General features: G+C 70.6%; 19 protein-coding genes and 4 pseudogenes. 11 read left to right on the top strand and 12 right to left on the bottom strand.

The genetic code is table 11. The features are described 5' to 3' along the window. Nucleotides 1-25: 25 nt before the first annotated feature. On the bottom strand, nucleotides 26-259 hold the full coding sequence (locus O7543_RS23865) for a helix-turn-helix domain-containing protein (RefSeq protein WP_281551827.1): 234 nt from the start codon (nucleotides 257-259) through the stop codon (nucleotides 26-28). 64 nt (nucleotides 260-323) lie between these two features. On the opposite strand from O7543_RS23865, the pseudogene tnpA reads away from it, so the two are divergent. Beyond that, nucleotides 324-568, top strand: a pseudogene (tnpA, locus tag O7543_RS23860) (IS200/IS605 family transposase); the annotation flags it as partial. Nucleotides 569-618: 50 nt separating this feature from the next. Here tnpA and O7543_RS23855 read toward each other — a convergent pair. Continuing rightward, nucleotides 619-702 (bottom strand): annotated as a pseudogene (locus tag O7543_RS23855) (FAD-binding protein); the annotation flags it as partial. A 120-nt stretch (nucleotides 703-822) separates the two neighbouring features. Here O7543_RS23855 and O7543_RS23850 point away from each other — a divergent pair. After that, the gene (locus O7543_RS23850) at nucleotides 823-1062 is read left to right on the top strand and encodes a hypothetical protein (RefSeq protein WP_281551828.1); all 240 of its coding nucleotides are present in this window, start codon (nucleotides 823-825) and stop codon (nucleotides 1060-1062) included. Between the two features lie 52 nt (nucleotides 1063-1114). Then, the gene (locus O7543_RS23845) at nucleotides 1115-1357 is read left to right on the top strand and encodes a type II toxin-antitoxin system PemK/MazF family toxin (RefSeq protein ID WP_281551829.1); all 243 of its coding nucleotides are present in this window, start codon (nucleotides 1115-1117) and stop codon (nucleotides 1355-1357) included. 25 nt (nucleotides 1358-1382) lie between these two features. On the opposite strand, the gene O7543_RS23840 is transcribed toward O7543_RS23845, so the two are convergent. Together O7543_RS23840 and O7543_RS23835 are read right to left on the bottom strand one after the other, a co-directional pair. Further along, nucleotides 1383-1790, bottom strand: a complete 408-nt coding sequence (locus tag O7543_RS23840) for a GntR family transcriptional regulator (RefSeq protein WP_281551830.1) — start codon at nucleotides 1788-1790, stop codon at nucleotides 1383-1385. After that, a complete protein-coding gene (locus O7543_RS23835) occupies nucleotides 1787-2563 on the bottom strand; it encodes a hypothetical protein (RefSeq protein WP_281567247.1) in 777 nt (258 codons plus the stop codon). Before O7543_RS23835 ends, O7543_RS23840 begins: the two co-directional genes overlap by 4 nt. A gap of 331 nt (nucleotides 2564-2894) precedes the next feature. Between O7543_RS23835 and O7543_RS23830 the strand changes: the two genes are divergently transcribed. The 3 genes from O7543_RS23830 to O7543_RS23820 all read left to right on the top strand — a co-directional run bounded on the left by O7543_RS23830 (nucleotide 2895) and on the right by O7543_RS23820 (nucleotide 5403). Continuing rightward, nucleotides 2895-3812 (top strand): sulfotransferase domain-containing protein, encoded by a 918-nt coding sequence (locus tag O7543_RS23830; protein WP_281555721.1) that lies wholly within the window; start codon nucleotides 2895-2897, stop codon nucleotides 3810-3812. Between the two features lie 88 nt (nucleotides 3813-3900). Further along, nucleotides 3901-4899: a DUF5954 family protein gene (locus tag O7543_RS23825; protein ID WP_281551832.1), complete on the top strand. Its 999-nt coding sequence runs from the start codon at nucleotides 3901-3903 to the stop codon at nucleotides 4897-4899. 117 nt (nucleotides 4900-5016) lie between these two features. After that, the gene (locus tag O7543_RS23820) at nucleotides 5017-5403 is read left to right on the top strand and encodes a cellulose binding domain-containing protein (protein WP_281551833.1); all 387 of its coding nucleotides are present in this window, start codon (nucleotides 5017-5019) and stop codon (nucleotides 5401-5403) included. Here the strand turns inward: O7543_RS23820 and O7543_RS23815 are convergent. Further along, nucleotides 5400-5492: pseudogene (locus O7543_RS23815) on the bottom strand (IS200/IS605 family transposase); the annotation flags it as partial. The gene O7543_RS23820 and the pseudogene O7543_RS23815 sit on opposite strands and share 4 nt — an antisense overlap. 34 nt (nucleotides 5493-5526) lie before the next feature. Here O7543_RS23815 and O7543_RS23810 point away from each other — a divergent pair. Then, a pseudogene (locus O7543_RS23810) lies at nucleotides 5527-5775 on the top strand (non-reducing end alpha-L-arabinofuranosidase family hydrolase); the annotation flags it as partial. Nucleotides 5776-5843: 68 nt separating this feature from the next. Here O7543_RS23810 and O7543_RS23805 read toward each other — a convergent pair. The 3 genes from O7543_RS23805 to guaB form a co-directional block, all read right to left on the bottom strand. Beyond that, a complete protein-coding gene (locus tag O7543_RS23805) occupies nucleotides 5844-7214 on the bottom strand; it encodes a M1 family metallopeptidase (RefSeq protein WP_281555722.1) in 1371 nt (456 codons plus the stop codon). A gap of 104 nt (nucleotides 7215-7318) precedes the next feature. After that, nucleotides 7319-8437: a GuaB3 family IMP dehydrogenase-related protein gene (locus tag O7543_RS23800; protein ID WP_281551834.1), complete on the bottom strand. Its 1119-nt coding sequence runs from the start codon at nucleotides 8435-8437 to the stop codon at nucleotides 7319-7321. A gap of 72 nt (nucleotides 8438-8509) precedes the next feature. Then, nucleotides 8510-10000: an IMP dehydrogenase gene (gene guaB / locus O7543_RS23795; RefSeq protein WP_281555723.1), complete on the bottom strand. Its 1491-nt coding sequence runs from the start codon at nucleotides 9998-10000 to the stop codon at nucleotides 8510-8512. A gap of 330 nt (nucleotides 10001-10330) precedes the next feature. Between guaB and O7543_RS23790 the strand changes: the two genes are divergently transcribed. Further along, a complete protein-coding gene (locus tag O7543_RS23790; protein WP_281551835.1) occupies nucleotides 10331-10762 on the top strand; it encodes a DUF5319 domain-containing protein in 432 nt (143 codons plus the stop codon). Nucleotides 10763-10768: 6 nt separating this feature from the next. Here O7543_RS23790 and O7543_RS23785 read toward each other — a convergent pair whose 3' ends face one another. Continuing rightward, the gene (locus O7543_RS23785) at nucleotides 10769-11767 is read right to left on the bottom strand and encodes a helix-turn-helix transcriptional regulator (protein ID WP_281551836.1); all 999 of its coding nucleotides are present in this window, start codon (nucleotides 11765-11767) and stop codon (nucleotides 10769-10771) included. Between the two features lie 280 nt (nucleotides 11768-12047). On the opposite strand from O7543_RS23785, the gene O7543_RS23780 reads away from it, so the two are divergent. Then, the gene (locus O7543_RS23780; protein ID WP_278173781.1) at nucleotides 12048-12476 is read left to right on the top strand and encodes a WhiB family transcriptional regulator; all 429 of its coding nucleotides are present in this window, start codon (nucleotides 12048-12050) and stop codon (nucleotides 12474-12476) included. Between the two features lie 92 nt (nucleotides 12477-12568). Here O7543_RS23780 and O7543_RS23775 read toward each other — a convergent pair whose 3' ends face one another. The 3 genes from O7543_RS23775 to groES all read right to left on the bottom strand — a co-directional run bounded on the left by O7543_RS23775 (nucleotide 12569) and on the right by groES (nucleotide 16459). Next, nucleotides 12569-14122 carry a molybdopterin-dependent oxidoreductase gene (locus O7543_RS23775; RefSeq protein ID WP_281555724.1) on the bottom strand — a complete coding sequence of 518 codons (1554 nt, stop codon included), beginning with the start codon at nucleotides 14120-14122 and terminating at the stop codon, nucleotides 12569-12571. A 262-nt stretch (nucleotides 14123-14384) separates the two neighbouring features. Then, on the bottom strand, nucleotides 14385-16028 hold the full coding sequence (gene groL / locus O7543_RS23770) for a chaperonin GroEL (RefSeq protein ID WP_281551837.1): 1644 nt from the start codon (nucleotides 16026-16028) through the stop codon (nucleotides 14385-14387). Nucleotides 16029-16144: 116 nt separating this feature from the next. Further along, a complete protein-coding gene (gene groES, locus O7543_RS23765; RefSeq protein ID WP_123606067.1) occupies nucleotides 16145-16459 on the bottom strand; it encodes a co-chaperone GroES in 315 nt (104 codons plus the stop codon). Between the two features lie 210 nt (nucleotides 16460-16669). Between groES and O7543_RS23760 the strand changes: the two genes are divergently transcribed. Together O7543_RS23760 and ybaK are read left to right on the top strand one after the other, a co-directional pair. Then, a complete protein-coding gene (locus O7543_RS23760; RefSeq protein ID WP_281551838.1) occupies nucleotides 16670-17905 on the top strand; it encodes a class I SAM-dependent methyltransferase in 1236 nt (411 codons plus the stop codon). A gap of 45 nt (nucleotides 17906-17950) precedes the next feature. Further along, on the top strand, nucleotides 17951-18430 hold the full coding sequence (gene ybaK / locus O7543_RS23755; protein ID WP_281551839.1) for a Cys-tRNA(Pro) deacylase: 480 nt from the start codon (nucleotides 17951-17953) through the stop codon (nucleotides 18428-18430). Nucleotides 18431-18520: the final 90 nt, after the last annotated feature.

Raw genomic sequence — 18520 nt, 5'->3', positions numbered from 1 at the left:
CTGCTGCAACACCACCGCCGACACCTCACCCAGCCACGCCCAGCCACGCCCGCTCCGGAGTCGCCTTGGCCCGCGTGATGACCCGCCTGGACAGCTCGGCGTCCGACACGTACGGCAGACCCTGCTCGTGGGCGGTCCGCCGGGCGCGCAGCCCGTCGTTGAACACCACCCGGGCGCATCCGAACGCCTTCGCCAGCGTGATCTGCTGGCCGGGCGTCGGATAGACCCGGAACTGGTACCGGAGCTGCACGAACCACACGACACCATATTGGTCTACGCCAGAAGTCGAAGGTGTCCGTACCGGCAGGCACTGCGTCGTCGCGATGCACGTCCACTTGGTTTCGTGACGAGGTTCCGGCACCCGGTGTTCGCCGACCGGCACCTGACCCGCATGAAACAGATCATGCGGGACGTGTGCACGGACTTCGAGGCCGAACTGGTCGAGTTCAACGGCGGCCACAACCACGTCCACCTGCTGGTCGACCACCCACCCGAAGTCGCCGTTTCCCGCCTGGTCAACTCACTCAAGGGCGTCCCGCCGCGCCGCCTCCGGCAGGAGTTCCCCGACCTCGCACGCCACTACCACCGGGCCAACAAGCTCTGGTCGGGCTCGTACTTCACCGAGTAGCCCTTTTCGGCGAGCCGCAGAGCGGCGACGCTGCCGCCGAACCCGGAGCCGATCACGACCACGTCGTACCGCATCCGGCCATCATTACCGACCGGTAACCGCTGCACCACCAGCCGCTAGCGGATCGGCAAGCAGCCGAAGGAAGTAGACCTGAGTTGTAGATGACAAGTAGCCCGATACGTAGACTTCTCTGCATGGCGACGACGACGATCCGGGTCAGCACGGCCACTCGCGACCGGCTGATGCGGACCCGCACGGAAGAGTTCGGTGACGCGCCGATTGACGAGGTCATCACGCGGCTTCTCGATGAGCACGCCGACCAGGCGCTGAGGGCAAGGATGCGGGCCGACGCGGAGCACGCTCGTGGCGACATCGACGACCTCGCGGAGGTTCGCCGGGTACAGGCTGAGATGGACGAGCTCAGTGCGTGGTGACGTTTACCGGCTGCGCGCACCCCGCAATGAGCAAAAAGGAGCGCGGTACGCCGTGGTGGTGCAGTCCGACGATCTCAACCTGTCCACGATCATCGTCGCTCCTACCTCCGCCTCAACCCACCCGTACGTGTTCCGGCCCGAGGTCACCGTGCGCGGCGAGCCAACCCGACTCATGCTGGACCAACTGCGTGCCGTCGACGTCGAAAAGGCGATCGGCGAGCGCGTCGGCCGGCTGAGCCCGGCCGAGATGGTCGAGGTCAACCGGCTGCTACGCGCCGTTCTCGACATCCTTTGAGCCGGCCCAACTCCTGGACGGCAGACTACCGGACCTGCGCGTCGGGGTCCTGCGTCGAAGCCTCCAGCGCTCGGGCGACCGCCGAGCTGATCTGGCTGTCGTCCACGCCGAGTTGACGCGTCTCGCGGACGAACGCGGCAGCGTGGTGACGCAGCATCTCATCCGGACCGGGCCCGGCGGGCTGCGCGGCTGCGACCCGGGTGCCGCCGCCACGCCGGGAGGTCACCAACCCGGCCGCCTCGAGCTCGCGGTACGTACGGGCCACCGTACCGGCGGCCAACCCCAGGTCGGCGGCGAGCTGGCGGACGGGCGGGAGGCGGTCGCCGGGGGCCAGCGCGCGGTACCGGATCAGTTCGACCAACTGACGGCGTAGTTGTTCGTAGGGCGGCGTGGGATCACCGGTGACCACCGTCAACGCAAGACGATCGGTCATCGCGTCCGCACCGGTGAATCGGCCCGGTCCGTGGGCAGCAGGACTGCAGCCGCACACCAGGCCCCCATCGCGAGCGCTGCCGGTGCCAGCGCGAGCAGCACCCAGCCTGTGACGGTCCACCAGGTAGGCGCGCAGGACGTGCCGAGCAGGCCGTTGGCCGCCGTCAGGCTGACCCCGGCGAGCGGGATGGCGACGAGGATGCCGACCGCGCCGGTGACGACGTGGGCCGCGCGTCTGCGCAGCACGTCGTCGACTGCCGCATCGCCGGTACTCCCGGACCGCGGTCGCCGGACGATGGCGCGCAGGGCGAGGCACGCCATCAGTAGACCGACCAGCACGACGACCGCCAGCCCGCCGGTGTAGAAAGAGCCCGGCCACGGGCCGCGGCTCTCGTACAGGCCGGCCGCGCAATGCCGGATGAGCGCCCGTCCCGGGCGACCCATGTCGTCGGGGTCACCGGCCGTCGTCGTCGCGGCGAGCAGGATGAGGAGCACCCCGCCGGCCACCCCCACCACCCCGCCGAGGCGGCGCGGCAGGTAGTCGCGGATCCGGCGGACCTCGACGGCGGCGGTCCGGGTCGGCCCACGTGGTGGCCGTACCGTGAGCTCCCCGGCGAGTACGCCGACGAGCGTGCAGAGCCCAAGCAGGGGTGCCGCCACTAGCAGCCCCACGCCGAGGTCCCCCGATCGCGCGGCGATCACGCCGACGACAGCCCCGACCGCCACTCCGGCCCAGCGCAGCGCGGCGGTGCGCCGGGCGATCGACCTGGTCATGAGCTTCCCCGCTTGTGTCAAGCATGCAGTACAAGCAGAGTGAACCAAGGCGCCCATTTGTGTCAACTACTTGCTACAAACGAGCCGAGCCGCGCACCCGGTTCGGCATCGACCTCCGCCGCCTACTCCTGGGTCGGCACGCTCAGCAAGGGGAGTCTCACGGGCGGCTCGGAGGTTGACCGAACGGTCCACGTCCATCATCATCTCAGACTGAGGTGCGTACTATCATCTCAGGCCGAGATGCGCATCATCCGCTGACGTGCGTCGTCCACTTCGGGCAGAGATCCGCTGCGGGCAGGAACAGGCTGCGGGCAGAGACAGGGCTAGAACACTGATCAAACAGACCTTCACCTTCGCCAAGCACCACACGCCCAGCAACCTGCGGGTAGCGGTGCGGTGGACGATGCTCGAGACGCGGATCGCGAGAAGCCGGCTGACGATCCCGGTGGTCGCCCGCTGCGAATACGACAACATCTACCACTGCACGGTCCGCAAGACGGGCAGCCAGTGGGTGAAGGCCATCCTCAGCGACCCGGTCGTGTATCAGTACTCCGGCCTGCTGCCCTTCGATCAGCGGGTCCACCGGCGGCGTTACCCTGACGCCATTCCGCCCGGCCGGGTCGCATCGTCGCTCTTCGTCGGCTACAAACGCTTCGAAGCGATCCCCAAGCCGGAGAAGTACCGGGCCTTCTTCGTGATGCGGGACCCGCGCGACATCGTCGTCTCCAGTTACTTCTCGCTGCGGAACTCGCACACCCCGATGGGTGACGTCCTGCACCATCGGAAGATCCTCAAAGAGAAGCCGCGCAAGGAAGGCCTCCTCTACATCATCAACCACCTCGCGGAGAAGAACCTCTTCTCCGCGCTGCGGTCGTGGGTGGTCGCACCCAGCGCCGAGACGTTCCGCCTCTTCCGGTACGAGGATCTGACCGGTGAGCGACAGGCGGACGAGGTGGAAGAGTTGATGCGGCACTGTGGGATTGCCCTGCCTCCGGCCGAGTTGGCGGCGCTGCTCGACCGGCACGGGTTCTCCCGGATGCGCAAGAATCGCCTGGAAACCGGGCCGACGGCGCACTACCGCAAGGGCAAGGCCGGCGACTGGCTCAACCATTTCGACGACGACATCTACGAGGCATTCGTCGCGACGACCGGCAATCTCGTCGAGCTCTGCGGGTACCCCAGCCGAGACGAGGCGCGTGCTGCCCTGGACCCGAATGGTCAGCAGAGCCTGGACCCGAACGGCCAGTAGGGCCACACCGATACGGATCGACCGTGGTGCGGGCCGATCCCGGCGGGGCGGGGCTGCGGTCCAGCGATTGAGCCATCACAATGCGTACATGGTCTATGACGCCAACCAGGTGCCTGAGCACCTGTTGATCAGGATCGAGCATCGGGACGACCCGGTATCGGCGGTTTCCGAGGACGACGCCCGCAACCGTGCGGCCGCCTATCCGAAGATCATGTGGGGTGCCCCGATCTACGGCTCCGCCCAGGAGGTGAACGGTCGGTGGCGAATTTTACGGCTGAACGCCGACAGCCCGCAGGATGCCCGTGACAGCCTCGCGTCCCACTTCCGGCGGCTGCACAGTGAGACACCGCAGACCCCCGAGCACGCCGCCGAGCGGGCAGAGTACGAAGCGGTGTACGAGCTGCTGGACTGGGAGGCGGTCGACGAACTGACCGTCAACGGTTCCCGCTACCGGATCATCCGAGCCCAGCCGTTCATCCGGATGGGCGCGGACGGGCCGGAGCCACCCCGGCCGACCGACCCGGACCCGTACCCGCCGGGCCAGACGATGCGGAACACGTCGCAGTTGGACGGATTCGTCATTGACCCGGCCGCCGGCACCGGACTGACCAACGGACTCGTCCGGATGGAGATGGTCTCCGCCTCCTACCATCCGAGAGCTGTCCCAGGGGACGTGCACGCCGATTCCCGGCTGGCGGTGACCACGCATCCGAACGTGGTGTTGCTCCCGGTCGGCTTCACCGTCGGAGAGTGCGTCGCTGGCAGATGGCGGCCGCGGTCGTCCACCACCTACGCTACGCCGCAGGACGCTCGGGACGCGGAGTCGTTCTCAATTTCCGACGTCGGGGTCAAGCTGGACGACGACACCCCGGTGGAGGAGTTCATGGCCGCGTACGAGCGGGCCCGCGCGGCGCACCGGCCGCCGCGCACCGACGACTTCGAGTTGAAGGGCGTCCGGTGCCGGGTGACCCGGGTGGAGACATTCGTCCGGGTCGGCCCGGACGGCCCGGAGGGCCCCCGTCCGTCGGACCCCGACTCGCACCTGCCCCCGGCGCGCCTCATGCAGGAACCCGACGTCCCAGCATAGACATGGGTTGATGTAGTGGGAACGCTCCCGTAACGTACCCGGCACGGATGTTAACGCTCACCTAACACTGACCTGCGCACAGAGTGCCAGATCACCGTCCTGCTGGGAGAGTGCTAAATGATCAAATCGAGAACAACCAGAGCCGGCCTGGCGTCGGCCGGGGCCGCGTTGCTGGCGTCGGCCGCGCTCGCCGTGGCGGCACCGGCCGGTGCCGCCGCGGCGGGCTGCTCGGTCAACTACGCGGTGTCGTCCCAGTGGCCAGGCGGGTTCGGCGCCCGCGTGACCATCACCAACCTCGGTGATCCACTGACCAGTTGGACGCTGACGTGGTCGTTCGGCGCCGGGCAGACGGTGATGCAGGCCTGGAACACGTCACTGACCCAGAGCGACTCGGCGGTGAGCGCCAGCAACGTCAGCTACCGGAACGCGGGCCAGTGCTCCGGCCTTCAGACCGGGGGTGAAGGCCCGCGCTGGGGGGCCGCCAGGGCCCGAGCAGTGCTCTAACCTGGCCGGTTCTGCTGCTCGATGTGCTGCTTCACGATGCTCGGTGGCGCGCCGCCGACGGAGCCGGCGAAGTACGAGCCCGACCAGAGAGTTTGTTGGCCCGGTGGTAGTGGCGTGCGAGGCACCAACCTCGGCGGCACCTGGACCCCGAACGCCACCAGCGAGAACAACCCCTTCGCCGGCAAAGCCAACAGCGGCGCCACCTGGACCAACGACATCAGCCACGGCGAACTCATCCGCACCAACCCCGACCAGACCATGACCATCGACCCCTGCAACCTCCAAATGCTCTACCAGGGACGCTCCCCCAACTCCGGCGGCGACTACGGCCTCCTGCCCTACCGCCCCGGCGTCCTCACCCTCCAACGGTGACCGAAGCCCACACCACACCATGACAAGGCGGGCACGGCATCCACGCCGGGCCCGCCACGTACTACCAGTCAGGGCTTGGCCGGGGCGGTGTCGCCGAACAGCCAGGCATCGAAGAATTCCCGCAGCGGCTGCCCGGAGACCCGCTCGGCGACCGTGACGAACTCCTCGGTGCTGGCGTTGCCGTTGCGTCGCTCGGCCGTCCAGGTGCGGAGCAGGCGGAAAAACGCGTCGTCGCCGATGGTCAACCGCAACGCGTGCACGGTCAGCCCGCCCCGCTTGTACACCGACTGGCTGAAGATCCCCGCCGGGCCGGGGTCACCGGCCGGACTCGCCCAGTCGATCCGGTCGTACTCGCGGTCGAACATCTCGTCGACGGTGGCCGCACCGTCGTGCTCGGACCACAGCCATTCCGCGTACGTCGCGAAACCCTCGTTGAGCCACATGTCCCGCCAGTGCCGGATCGACACGCTGTTGCCGAACCACTGGTGGGCCAGCTCGTGGGCGACCACCCAGGTGACCGGTCCGGAGTCGAAGAACACGTCGCCGTACACCGGCCGGGACTGGGTCTCCAGGGCGTAGCGGATCCGGTCGTCGTTCACCACCACGCCGCCGTACGCGTCGACCGGGTACGGGCCGAACACCGTCTCCAGATAGTCGGCGATCTCGCCGGTGCGGGCCATCGCCTGCTCGGCCGGGCCGCCTTCCGGCAGGTCGGCGGAGACGGCGGTCACCATCGGCCGGCCGGCATGGGTGCCACGCTCCACCCGGTAGTCGCCGATCACCACAGTGGTCAGATAACTGGCCACTGGGGTGGACTCCGACCAGGTCCAGGTGGTCCAGCCGTCGTCGCTGCGGGTCGGCCCCGGTACGCCGACGCTCAGCGCAGCCAGCCCGTCCGGGACGGTGATCTCGATGTCGAAGGTTGCCTTGTCCAGCGGGTGGTCGTTGACCGGGAACCAGGTGCTGGCCGACTCGGGTTGGCCGAGCGCGATCGCCCCGTCGTCGGTCACGTGAAAGCCGCCCACGCCGAGGTCCGGGCTGGTCAGCGGCTCGGGCCGGCCACCATAGTCGACGACCACGGTGAACTGCGTACCGTCGGTCAGGCCGGTGGTCGGGGTCACGACCAGTTCGTTGCCGTCGCGGCTGTGTTCGGCCGGGGTGTCGTCGACGATGACCTCGTCGACGACCAGCCCGGCCAAGTCGAGGTTGAACCGGGACAGGTCCGCGGTGGCGGTGGCGGTGATCGTGGCGGTGCCGTCGAGCCGCTCGCCGTCCGGGTCGTAGCGCAACGCCAACTGGTAGCCGGCCACGTCGTAGCCGCCGTTGCCGTACGTCGGGAAGTAGGGGTCGCCGATGCCGGCCGCACCGGGTTGGAAACCACCCGCCGGGCTGTCGTCGTTTCGGTCGATTAGCTCCGGCAGGACGCCGCAGCCGGCAATGCCGGCGGCCAGCACCACCGTCAGCAGCGCGGCGACACCCGCCGGACGCCGCCGTGGCCCGGACCACCGACGGCGGCCCGGCGCGAACGACGGACAGCGGATGGTCACCGGTCGAGGACCAGACCGACCCGCTGGAACTCCTTCAGGTCGCGGTAGCCGCACTTGGCCATCGCCCGGCGCAGCCCGCCGAACAGGTTCTGCTGGCCGTCCGGGGAGTCGGCCGGGCCGAACAGGATCTGCTCCATCGTGCCCAGCGGCTCGTCGGCCACCCCGAGCGCGCCGCGCGGCAGCTTCGGGTGGCTGGCCACCGAATGCCACCACGCCCCGGCCGCCGGGGCCTCGGCACACAGCGACAGCGGCTCCCCGAGCATCACCGCGTCGGCACCGCAGCCCAGCGCCTTGGCGATGTCACCGGAGGTCTGCAGGTCTCCGTCGGCGATCAGGTGCACGTACCGGCCACCGGTCTCGTCCAGGTAGTCGCGGCGGGCGGCTGCCGCGTCGGCGATCGCCGTGGCCATCGGCACCCGGATGCCGAGCACTGAGTCGGTGGTCGACCACTCGTCCGCGCCGATCCCGACGATCACCCCGGCCGCACCGGTACGCATCAGGTGCAGCGCCGTCTTGTAGTCGGTGCAGCCGCCGACCACCACCGGCAAATCCAGGTCGGCGATGAACTCCTTGAGGTTCAGCGGCTCGTCGGTGGTGGAGACATGCTCCGCAGACACCAGCGTGCCCTGGATCACCAGGATGTCCACGCCGGCGTCCAGCACCACCGGGGCCAGCGCCAGGGTGTGCTGCGGTGACACCCGGGCGGCGACCGTACCGCCGCCGGCCCGCATCTGCCGGACCCGTTCGGCGATCAGCTCGGGGCGGATCGGTTCGGCGTACGCCTCCTGCAGCCGCTGGGTCGCCGGGTCGTCGTCGTCCAGCGCGGCCAACTCGCCGAGCACCTTGCTCGGGTCCTCGTAGCGGGTCCACAGCCCTTCGACGTTGAGTACACCGAGCCCGCCGAGCTCGCTCAACTTGGCGGCGCTTGCCGGGCTCATCGTGGCGTCCGACGGGTGCGCCACGCATGGGATCTTGAACTGGTACGCGTCGAGCTGCCACGCGGTGGAGACGTCGTCGACGTCCCGGGTCCGCCGGCTCGGCACGATGGCGATGTCGTCCAGGTGGTAGCCGCGCTGCGCGGTCTTGCCCAGCCCGATCTCGACCACGTCACGCATGGCATATCTCCGTCATGAACAGGTCGACCGCCCGGCGGCTCGGCCACCGCGCGGGCAGGTCGACGGCGTAGGTCAGCGGGTGTGGTAGTTGGGGGCCTCGACGGTCATCTGGATGTCGTGCGGGTGGCTTTCCTTCAGACCGGCGGCGGTGATCCTGATCAGTTGGCCGCGCTGGTGCAGGTCGTCGATGCCTTCGGCGCCGACGTACCCCATTGCCAGCCGGACCCCGCCGATCAGCTGGTGCACGACGGTGGCCAGCGGTCCACGGTACGGCACCTGGCCCTCGACACCCTCCGGGACCAGCTTCTCGTCGCTGAGCACGTCGTGCTGGAAGTAGCGGTCCTTGGAGTAGGAGCGGGCCTGGCCACGGGACTGCATCGCGCCCAGCGACCCCATTCCCCGGTACGACTTGAACTGCTTGCCGTTGATGAACAGCAGCTCACCGGGGCTCTCCTCGCAACCGGCGAGCAGGCTGCCCAGCATCACCGTGTGCGCACCCGCGACCAACGCCTTGGCGATGTCGCCCGAGTACTGGATGCCGCCGTCGGCGATCACGGGAACGCCGGCCGGGTGGCAGGCCCGGACCGCCTCCATGATCGCGGTGATCTGCGGTACGCCGACCCCGGCAACCACCCGGGTGGTGCAGATCGCACCCGGACCGACCCCGACCTTGACCCCGTCCGCGCCGGCCTCGACCAACGCGCGGGCACCGGCGTAGGTGGCGACGTTGCCGCCGACCACGTCGACCTCGGTGTCCCGTTTCAGGGCGCGCACCATGTCCAGCACCCCGCGCTGGTGGCCGTGGGCGGTGTCGACGATCAGTACGTCGACGCCCGCGTCGACCAGGGTCCGGGCCCGCTTGTACGAGTCGTCGCCGACGCCGATCGCGGCGGCCACCCGTAGCCGGCCGGCGTCGTCCTTGGTCGCGTCCGGGTACTGCTCGCTCTTGGTGAAGTCCTTCACGGTGATCAGCCCGCGCAGCCGGCCGGCGTCGTCGACCAGGGGCAGCTTCTCCACCTTGTGCTGGCGCAGCAGGGCCAGCGCATCCGCCTTGGCCACCCCGACCGGGGCGGTGACCAGCGGCATCGAGGTCATCAGGTCGCGTACCGGGCGGTTCTGGTCGGTCTCGAACCGCATGTCGCGGTTAGTGATGATGCCGACCAGGGCGCCCTGCTCGTCGACGACCGGGACGCCGGAGATGCGGTACCGGCCGCACAGTGTGTCGACGTGCCGCAGGGTGTCGTCCGGGCCGCAGGTCACCGGGTTGGTGATCATGCCGGCCTCGGAGCGTTTCACCAGGTCGACCTGGATCGCCTGGTCGTCGGCGGAGAGGTTGCGGTGCAGCACGCCGATGCCGCCCTGCCGGGCCATCGCGATCGCCATCCGCGCCTCGGTCACCGTGTCCATCGCGCTGGACAGCAGCGGTACGGACAGTCGCACGTTGCGGGTCATCGAGGTCACCGTGTTGACCCGGCTCGGGATGACGTCCGACTCGGCGGGCTGCAGCAGCACGTCGTCGAAGGTCAACCCGAGCGGCACCGCCCGGGCCGACCCGGCGGGCATCTCCGGCACGTGGCCGCCGAACGCGGCGGGGACCGGGGGCACGTGACCGCCGTTGGCGGTGCTGTCGACGACGGGCTGCTGGGTGGGCGAGTATTCCACGACTTCTTCCCCTGAGCTGGTCGGACGGTTCGCCTGAGGCCGGCGGCGGCTGATGCCCGGGCGCCGGGGCGGCAGGCGGCCCGGCGTGGGTGGCGGTTGACCGGCTCGCCCCGTCTCGCGGTGCGATGGTTCATCGTACCCACCGTCGGTCCGGCCGGACGCGCCACCTGCGCGGCCAGCCGGACCGGGTGGGGCCCACGCAGCCGGTACGGGTGGGACTACGGTGGAGGGGTGCACGAAGAGCCGATCGATCCGTTCAGCGGCGACCCCGCCGATCCGGCAGCCGGGCTGGAGGATCCCACCGAGGCCGGCGAGCCGGATTCGTTGACGCCGGCCGAACGGCAGGACGTGTTGGAGGACCTCGCCGACCTGGAGGTCTACCGGGCGCTGCTCGGCGCGGTCGGGATCCGCGGGCTGGTGATCGACTGCGAGGACTGCCGGGAGCCGCACTACTTCGACTGGGACCTGCTGCGTGGCAATCTGCGGCACCTGCTGGACTCCGGCCGGCCGAGGGTGCACGAGCCGGCCTTCAACCCCGACCCGGACCACTACGTGAGCTGGGAGTACGCGCGGGGGTACGCCGACGGCGTGCACGACACCCTGCGGGACGAGGCGGACGACGACCAGGACCGACCGGCCGACGACAAGGGCCGGCCGGGTTAAGGTCGGTCAGGCGACCAGTCCGGTACGGAATCCGGTGGCCACCGCGTGCGCCCTGTCCCGTGCGCCGAGCTTGCGGAACAGTCGCCGGGCGTGGGTCTTGACGGTGTCCTCCGAGACGAACAGGTCGCGGCCGATCTCGCCGTTGCTCTTGCCTTCCGCCATCCCGCGCAGCACCTGCAGTTCGCGTTCGGTGAGCCCGATCCGGCGTAGTGCGCTGATTCGACCGTCTGACGGCTGAGTGCCGTCCGGCCCGGCACCGTTCGGCCCGCCGCCGTTCGACACAGCGCCATCCGTCGGGGCGGTGCCGGAGTCCGTGTCCTGGTCCTGGTCCTGAGTCACCGTGCCGTCGGAGTGCGGGACGGGCATCGGTGCGCCGGCGGTGTCGGCGGCCGACGCCGTCGCGGCCGCGTCGTCGCGCTGGTTCGGCACGACGTTCGGCCCGGTGGCCGGGTCCGCACCGGCGGCGGCTGGCGCCGCCGGTTCGGCGGCGGCGCCGGTGACCGATCGTCCGGCGGAGTCGGTACCAGCGGCGGCAGCCCCGGGGTGGTGGGTCACCGCGCCAGCGGCACCGATGGTGGCGGTCACCGCCGGGGCCGGTGCGGCTGCTGACTGCTCGGTCAGCAGTGCCGGTGTACGGCGGCCCGGCGCGGCGAGCAGCAGCAGGGTCTTCGCCACGGCGGTGACCAGGTCGTCGGTGCCGCGTAGCAGCCCGCGGGCGCCGGCAGCCAGCGCGGCCGACGCCACCTGCGGGTCCTCCCCGCCGAACAGCACGATCACGCTGCCCGGCGAACGGGCCAGCACCCGGCGGGTGAAGCTTGCGCTGTCCGGACGGGCCAGGGCGGTGTCGGCGAGTACGATCTCGGCTGGCCGTTCGGCGAGCCGCAGCATCACCTCCGGTTCAGAGACTGCTGTGCGTACTGCGGCGGAGAGGCCGAGCCGGGCGGCGGCGGCGGCGATGTTCTGAGCTGCAATTACCGTTCGTACACACACGAGCACCTTGCGCACTTGTGACTCCCCTCTCCCGCCAGCAGCAGATCACGCGAGGCACGCTCGCTCATGTGCTTTGCCACGAAAAAAGATGAAAGTTCAGGACCGGCGGCCACGTCGCCGACCGGCTATCGCGCGCAGGTTCCGACCCGGGTGTTCCCACACGTTCCGGCACGGGTGATTGAGCAGTGGGACTCCCGGGTACCCCGGTGACATGAAGGACCGGAGCGCTTGCGCGGCCGGCCGCCCGGTCCTACCACGAAGTGTCCGCGGGAGCCGCGCGGAAGGAGGGGTGCAGATGTCGGATGTACGCCGACTGCCCGGACCGATCGTCGACCTGTGGGAGTGGCAGATCCTCGGTGCCTGCCGTGGCCGGGACAGCGCCCAGTTCTTCCACCCCGACGGTGAGCGGGGGTCGTCACGCAACCGCCGGGAGTCTGGAGCCAAGGCGGTCTGCCGGACCTGCCCGGTCCGCGCGGAGTGCGCCGCGCACGCCCTGTCGGTGCGCGAGCCGTACGGGGTGTGGGGCGGCTTCAGCGAGTCGGAACGGCTCCGGCTGCTCGCCCTCGGCTGGGAGGATCTTGCCGACCGCCGTGGCGGCCGGGTCGATGTGCAACGGCTGGAGGCCCGGCTGGGCCGACCGCACAAGTCGACCGTGCCGGCCCAGCGCCGGCCGGAGTCGGCCGCCGTCAGGCCGCAGCCGGCTGACTCGGCCACCGCCGCCTGACCGCGGCGAACTGTCACCTACCGCGCGGCTGCGGTCGCGGTCGCGGCCAGCACGGCCGCGACCTCGGCCACGGGCCGCCGGTTCGATTGTCCCTACTGGACTGTTACCCGGACCGAGTGCCAGCCTGTCGCCCCGTCCGGGGCGACAGGCTGGCGTAGTTCGGGCTGGGTGGCACCGGTCCCGTCAGTGGCCCGGACCTGCAGTAGGTGCTCACCCGAGGTTGCCGGCCACTGCCAGACCCACTGCACCCAGGTGTCTGCGGAGACCGCCGGGGCCAGCTCGGCCGGCTGCCAGGGGCCGTCGTCCACCCGTACCTCGACGCCGCTGATGCCCCGGTGCGGGGCCCACGCCACCCCGGCCACCGGTACGGTGCCGGCGGACAGTTCGGCGCGGACCCGGGGGGTGTCGATCCGGGACTGGGTCTTGATCGGGCCCTGCGCCGCCCAGCCGCGCGGCACCCAGTACGCGTCGAAGTCGGCGAAGCTGGTCAACTCCAGCTCGGTGACCCACTTGCAGGCGGAGACGTACCCGTAGAGGCCGGGCACCACCATGCGGACCGGAAAACCGTGCTCGACCGGCAGTGGTTGACCGTTCATTCCGACCGCGAGCAGCGCGTCCCGCCCGTCCAGCAGCGCTTCGGTCGGGGTGCCGCAGGTCCAACCGTCGACGGACCGGCCGACGACCTGGTCGGCTCCGGGCAGCGGGCCCGCCTCGACCAGCAGGTCCCGCACCGGTACGCCGAGCCAGCGGGCGTTGCCGATGAGAGTCCCGCCCACCTCGTTCGAGACACAGGCCAGCGTGACGTACCGCTCCACCAGCTCCATCCCGAGCAGGTCGGAGTAGCTCAGGGTGATCGGGTTGGTCACCCGGCCGTGGATCCGCAGCTGCCATTCGTCCGGGTCGACCTGGGGCACGACCAACGCGGTGTCGATCCGGTAGAAGTCACGGTTGGTGGTGACGTACCGGCTCAGCCCCGGCGCCGCCGGGTCCACACCGGAAGGCAGCGGCGGCGCGGCGTCGACCGGAGCGGGCAGCGACACCGCGGACCGGGCGGTGGCCACCCCCCGGCGTTGTGCCAGCCAACGACCGCCGGCACCGGTGACCAGGGCGGCACCGACCGACACGCCGACGCTGGACAGGAACCGGCGCCGGTCGGCAGTGCCGGCACCGGGCTGAACCGGTACCGGTTCATCCGACGAGGCCGACGAGGCGACGGAAGCCGGCCGCAGCGGGCCGGCGAGCAGCGCCCAGAGCAGCAGCGCGGCGGCGGACGCGCCGATCACCGCCGGCAGGACGGCGGCCGGCCCGGCACCGGGCCGGGTGAGCGCGGCCGCCGCGCCGACCACGCCGAAGACCGCGACGCCGACGAAGCCGACTGCGAGCCGGCCGGCGGCCAGCACCCCGATCACGGCCGCGAACCCGGCGAGCAGTACGCCGGTGCCGATCAGCAGCGCGGTCTTGTCGTGTACGCCGAACACGTCGATGGCAAACTGTTTCAGCGGCTCGGGGACGGTGTCGACGACCACCCCGCCGACCGCGACCAGCGGTGCCGAGCGGGCGCCAGTGGCTACGGCGATCAGCTCGGCCAGGCCCAGGGCGAGCGCGGCAGCGGCCACCCCGGCAAGCGCTGCGAGCGGTCCGGGCAGGCGGCCCGGCGGTTCGGTCTGCGCAGCTGGCCCGGTCGGCTCCGGCCCTGTCGCGTCCGGCACCGTCGGCTCCGGCCTCATCGCGTCCAGCCCATCTGTCCGGCACCGTACGGGGTCGACGGCGCGTAGGTACCGCCGACGATACGCAGAATCCGCGTGATCAGAAACCTCGGGCAGAGTGCGCCCTCGGCCGTACTGATCACGCGGATCCAGGTGGAACAGGTGGAACAGGTGGAACAGGTGGAACAGGTGGAACTCCCGGTCAGAAACCGGGGCCGTGCTGGTGGCCGTGTCCGTGGTCGTGTCCGTGCCCGCCGGCGGCCGGCTCGGCCTTCTCCGGCTTCTCCACCACGAGACTCTCGGTGGTGAGCAGCAGCCCGGCGATCGACGCGGCGTTGCTGACCGCGTTGCGGGTCACCTTCACCGGGTCGATGATGCCGGCCCGGGCGAGATCGACGTACTCACCGGTGGCGGCGTTGAGCCCGTGGCCCCAGTCGCCTTCGAGCACCTTGCCGACCACGACGTATCCGTCGTAGCCGGCGTTCTGGGCGATCCACCGCAGTGGCTCGTGCAGCGCCTTGCGGACCACCGACACGCCGACCTTCTCGTCGCCGTCGAAGCCGAGGTCGTCGTCGAGCACGGCGGCGATCTGGCTCAGCGCCGCGCCGCCACCGGGGATGGTGCCCTCCTCGACCGCGGCCTTGGTCGCGGCGATGGCGTCCTCGATGCGGTGCTTGCGCTCCTTCATCTCCACCTCGGTGGCGGCCCCGGCCTTGATCACCGCGATGCCGCCGGAGAGCTTCGCCAGCCGCTCGGCGAGCTTCTCGCGGTCCCAGTCCGAGTCGGACGCGTCGATCTCCTTACGGATCTGGGTGACCCGGTCGGCGACCTCGGAGTCGTTGCCGGCACCGTCGACCACCGTGGTGGTGTCCTTGTCGACCACGATCCGCCGGGCCCGGCCCAGCGACTCCAGCCCGACCGCGTCGAGCTTGTAGCCCAGCTCCGGGGCGATCAGCTCGGCGCCGGTCAGGATCGCCATGTCCTGCAGCATCGCCTTGCGCCGGTCACCGAAGCCGGGGGCCTTGACCGCGCAGATCTTCACGGTCTTGCGTACGGCGTTGACCACCAGGGTGGACAGCGCCTGCCCGTCGACATCCTCGGCGACGATCAGCAGCGGCTTGCTGTCCTGGACGATCTTCTCCAGCAGCGGCAGCAGCTCCTCGATCGAGGAGATCTTCTGGGTGGTGATCAGGATGTACGCGTCCTCGAGGACCGCCTCCTGCGCTTCGGCGTCGGTGACGAAGTGCGGGGAGATGAAGCCCTTGTCGAACTGCAGGCCCTCGGTGACCTCCAGCTCGGTGGCCAGGGTGGAGCCTTCCTCGACGGTGATGACGCCGTCGCGGCCGACCCGCTCCATCGCCTCGGCGATCAGCTCGCCGATCGTGGCGTCCTGGGCCGAGATCGTCGCGACCTGCGCGATCGAGCCCTTGTCGGCCACCTCCGCTGCCTTGGCCAGCAGCGATTCGGAGACCTTCTGTGCGGCCGCGTCGATGCCGCGCTTGAGGCCGGCCGGGTTGGCCCCGGCGGCGACGTTGCGCAGACCTTCACGGACCATCGCCTGGGCGAGCACGGTTGCGGTGGTGGTCCCGTCGCCGGCGACGTCGTTGGTCTTCGTCGCCACCTCCTTGACCAGCTGCGCACCGAGGTTCTCGTACGGGTTGGTGAGCTCGATCTCCTTGGCGATGGTCACGCCATCGTTGGTGATCGTCGGAGCGCCGAACTTCTTGTCCAGCACGACGTTGCGCCCGCGCGGGCCGAGGGTGACCTTGACCGTGTCCGCGAGCGTGTTGACGCCGTGCTCCAAGAGGTGCCGGGCGTCGTCCGAGAAACTCAGGATCTTCGCCATGACATTCCCTTCACAGGCACTAGCCGTCGGCCGGCCGGCGGCTGCCGGCACCGGCCGACGGGCGACGCCCCGAAGCCCCGGGCTGGGGCTTCGGGGCGTTCAGCACTGGCAGTAGGTCACTTCTCGATGACCGCGAGGACGTCGCGGGCGGAGAGCACCAGGTACTCCTCGCCGGCGTACTTGACCTCGGTGCCGCCGTACTTCGAGTAGATGACCGTGTCGCCGACGTTGACGTCAACCGGGATCCGGTTGCCCTTGTCGTCGACGCGGCCGGGGCCGACAGCGAGGACGGTGCCCTCCTGCGGCTTCTCCTTGGCGGTGTCGGGGATCACGATGCCCGACGCCGTGGTGGTCTCAGCCTCGTTCGCCTGGACCAGGATCCGGTCCTCGAGCGGCTTGATCGCAACCTTGGTCGCGGTAGTCACGGGCATACCCTCCTGGGGTATCTGGTTTTGGTGCCGGCCACGTGGGTAACCGGCGTCAATCTGCCTCATGTCCACCGGGCGGATCCGTCGTCGCGGGTGCCGGACCGCCTGGCGTTTCGCTCACCGGCGGGAGCCGGCGGGCTGGCACCCTCGACCCGAGAGTGCTAACCGCAGATTAGCAGTCGCCTGTGCGGAGTGCTAGCCCGATGGCCGAGCATGGACAATGTCGCGGTGCACCCGGACGAACTGGCCGCCCTGCGCGCCCCGGAAGGCGCGGCCGCGCTGGTCACCGCAGCCGAGGTGCTGGCCGCACCGGGCCGGACGGATCCACTCGCGGCGGCGACCGCGCTGCGTACCGCCGGGGTGCCGGCACCGCTGGCGACCGCCGCGCTCACCCAGGCCGCGCTGCGCGCCCGCGCGGTCGGCAAGTTCGGCCCGGCCGCCGCCCGGATGTTCTTCACCCGCGCCGGCCTGGAGCAGGCCACCCGGTCGGTGGTAACCGACCGGCGCGCCGACCGGTTACGCGCCGCCGGGGTACGCCACCTCGCCGACCTGGGCTGCGGTCTCGGCGCGGACACCCTCGCCGCCGCCCGGGCCGGCATCCGGGTGTACGCGGTGGAGGCCGACCCGGGCACCGCCGCGATCGCCGCCGCCAACGCCGAGGCGACCGGGCTGGCCCACCTGGTCGACGTGGTCTGCGCCGACGCCACCGGAGTCGACCTCACCGGCTACGACGCGGTCTTCTGCGACCCGGCCCGCCGGTCCGGCACCGGTCGGCGCACCTTCGACCCGGACAACTACTCCCCGTCCTGGGACTTCGTCCGGACCCTGGTCGCCCGAGTGCCACGGACCGTACTCAAGGTGGCACCGGGCATCGACCACAGGTTGATCCCGCCAGGAGCCGAGGCCGAGTGGGTCAGCGTCGACCGGGAGGTGGTCGAGGCGGCGTTCTGGTGCGGCCCGCTGGCCGACACCCCACGCCGGGCCACCCTGCTGCGGACCGGCCAGCCGGCCACCGACCTGACCGGCGACGGCGGCGAGCCGGTCACCGTCGGCCCGGTCCGGCGTTACCTGTACGACCCGGACGGGGCGGTGGTCCGCTCGCACCTGGTCGCCGCGTTCGCCGCGACCGTCGACGGCACTCTCGCCGACGAGTCGATCGCCTACGTCTACGCCGACACGCCGACCGACACGCCGTACGGCAGGTGTCTGGAGATCACCGACGTGCTGCCGTTCTCGCTGAAGCGGCTGCGGGCGCTGCTGCGCGAACGCGGTGTCACGCGGCTGGAGATCCTCAAACGCGGATCCCCGCTCGACCCCGCCCAGTTGCGCCGCGACCTGCGGCTGCGTACCGCCTCTGGGGCCGGCGTGGCGGCGAGTCTGGTGCTGACCCGGGTGGCCGGCGCCCCGACGGCGCTGCTCGCCCACCCGGTGCCGGCGCCGGGCCGGTGAGCGCGCCAGCCCGATGAACGCGCGGGGCCGGTAACGTCGCGCGGCATGGCAGGTACCGCGACTCCGGCGACGACGCTGCTTACCAAGCGGCAGATCACCTTCCAACTGCACCCGTACCGGGTCTCGCCGGACACCCCGGACTACGGCGCGGCGGTCGCGGCCGCCCTCGGCGTCGCCGCCGAGCAGGTGTTCAAGACGCTGGTGGCGCAGGTCGACGGGGCACTCGCCGTCGGCGTCGTGCCGGTCACCGGGGAGCTGGACCTGAAGGCTCTGGCGGTGGCGCTCGGTGGTAAGCGCGCGGTGCTGGCCGAGCGGGTGCTCGCCGAACGGACCACCGGGTACGTCCGGGGCGGGATCAGCCCGATCGGGCAGCGTAAACGCCTGCCGACGGTGCTGGACGCCTCGGCGCAGCGGTACGCCGAAATGTACGTCTCGGCCGGCCGCCGCGGGTTGCAGTTGAGTATCACTCCGGTTGACCTCGCAGCGGTGACTGGCGCCCGATTCGCCCCAATCGCTGCTCACTGATCCGGTCAGGCGACGGGCAGGTGTCCGCCGCGTTGCTGAATTGTTATCGCGAGCAACAAAACTGGTGACGTCACCGTCTTGTGCCCGGCG

Source organism: Solwaraspora sp. WMMA2080 (genome assembly GCF_027497395.1).
Classification (GTDB): Bacteria; Actinomycetota; Actinomycetes; order Mycobacteriales; family Micromonosporaceae; genus Micromonospora_E.
The sequence above is the reverse complement of the archived record's forward strand: the minus strand, read 5'-3'. Positions and strand labels throughout refer to the sequence as shown.

Coding starts and splice junctions, on each gene's coding strand:
- O7543_RS23850 (WP_281551828.1), top strand. CDS start 823: ATGGCGACGACGACGATCCGGGTCAGCACGGCCACTCGCGACCGGCTG.
- O7543_RS23840 (WP_281551830.1), bottom strand. CDS start 1,790: ATGACCGATCGTCTTGCGTTGACGGTGGTCACCGGTGATCCCACGCCG.
- O7543_RS23835 (WP_281567247.1), bottom strand. CDS start 2,563: ATGACCAGGTCGATCGCCCGGCGCACCGCCGCGCTGCGCTGGGCCGGA.
- O7543_RS23825 (WP_281551832.1), top strand. CDS start 3,901: ATGGTCTATGACGCCAACCAGGTGCCTGAGCACCTGTTGATCAGGATC.
- O7543_RS23820 (WP_281551833.1), top strand. CDS start 5,017: ATGATCAAATCGAGAACAACCAGAGCCGGCCTGGCGTCGGCCGGGGCC.
- O7543_RS23800 (WP_281551834.1), bottom strand. CDS start 8,437: ATGCGTGACGTGGTCGAGATCGGGCTGGGCAAGACCGCGCAGCGCGGC.
- guaB (WP_281555723.1), bottom strand. CDS start 10,000: ATGCCCGCCGGGTCGGCCCGGGCGGTGCCGCTCGGGTTGACCTTCGAC.
- O7543_RS23780 (WP_278173781.1), top strand. CDS start 12,048: ATGTCGGATGTACGCCGACTGCCCGGACCGATCGTCGACCTGTGGGAG.
- groL (WP_281551837.1), bottom strand. CDS start 16,028: ATGGCGAAGATCCTGAGTTTCTCGGACGACGCCCGGCACCTCTTGGAG.
- groES (WP_123606067.1), bottom strand. CDS start 16,459: ATGCCCGTGACTACCGCGACCAAGGTTGCGATCAAGCCGCTCGAGGAC.
- O7543_RS23760 (WP_281551838.1), top strand. CDS start 16,670: ATGGACAATGTCGCGGTGCACCCGGACGAACTGGCCGCCCTGCGCGCC.
- ybaK (WP_281551839.1), top strand. CDS start 17,951: ATGGCAGGTACCGCGACTCCGGCGACGACGCTGCTTACCAAGCGGCAG.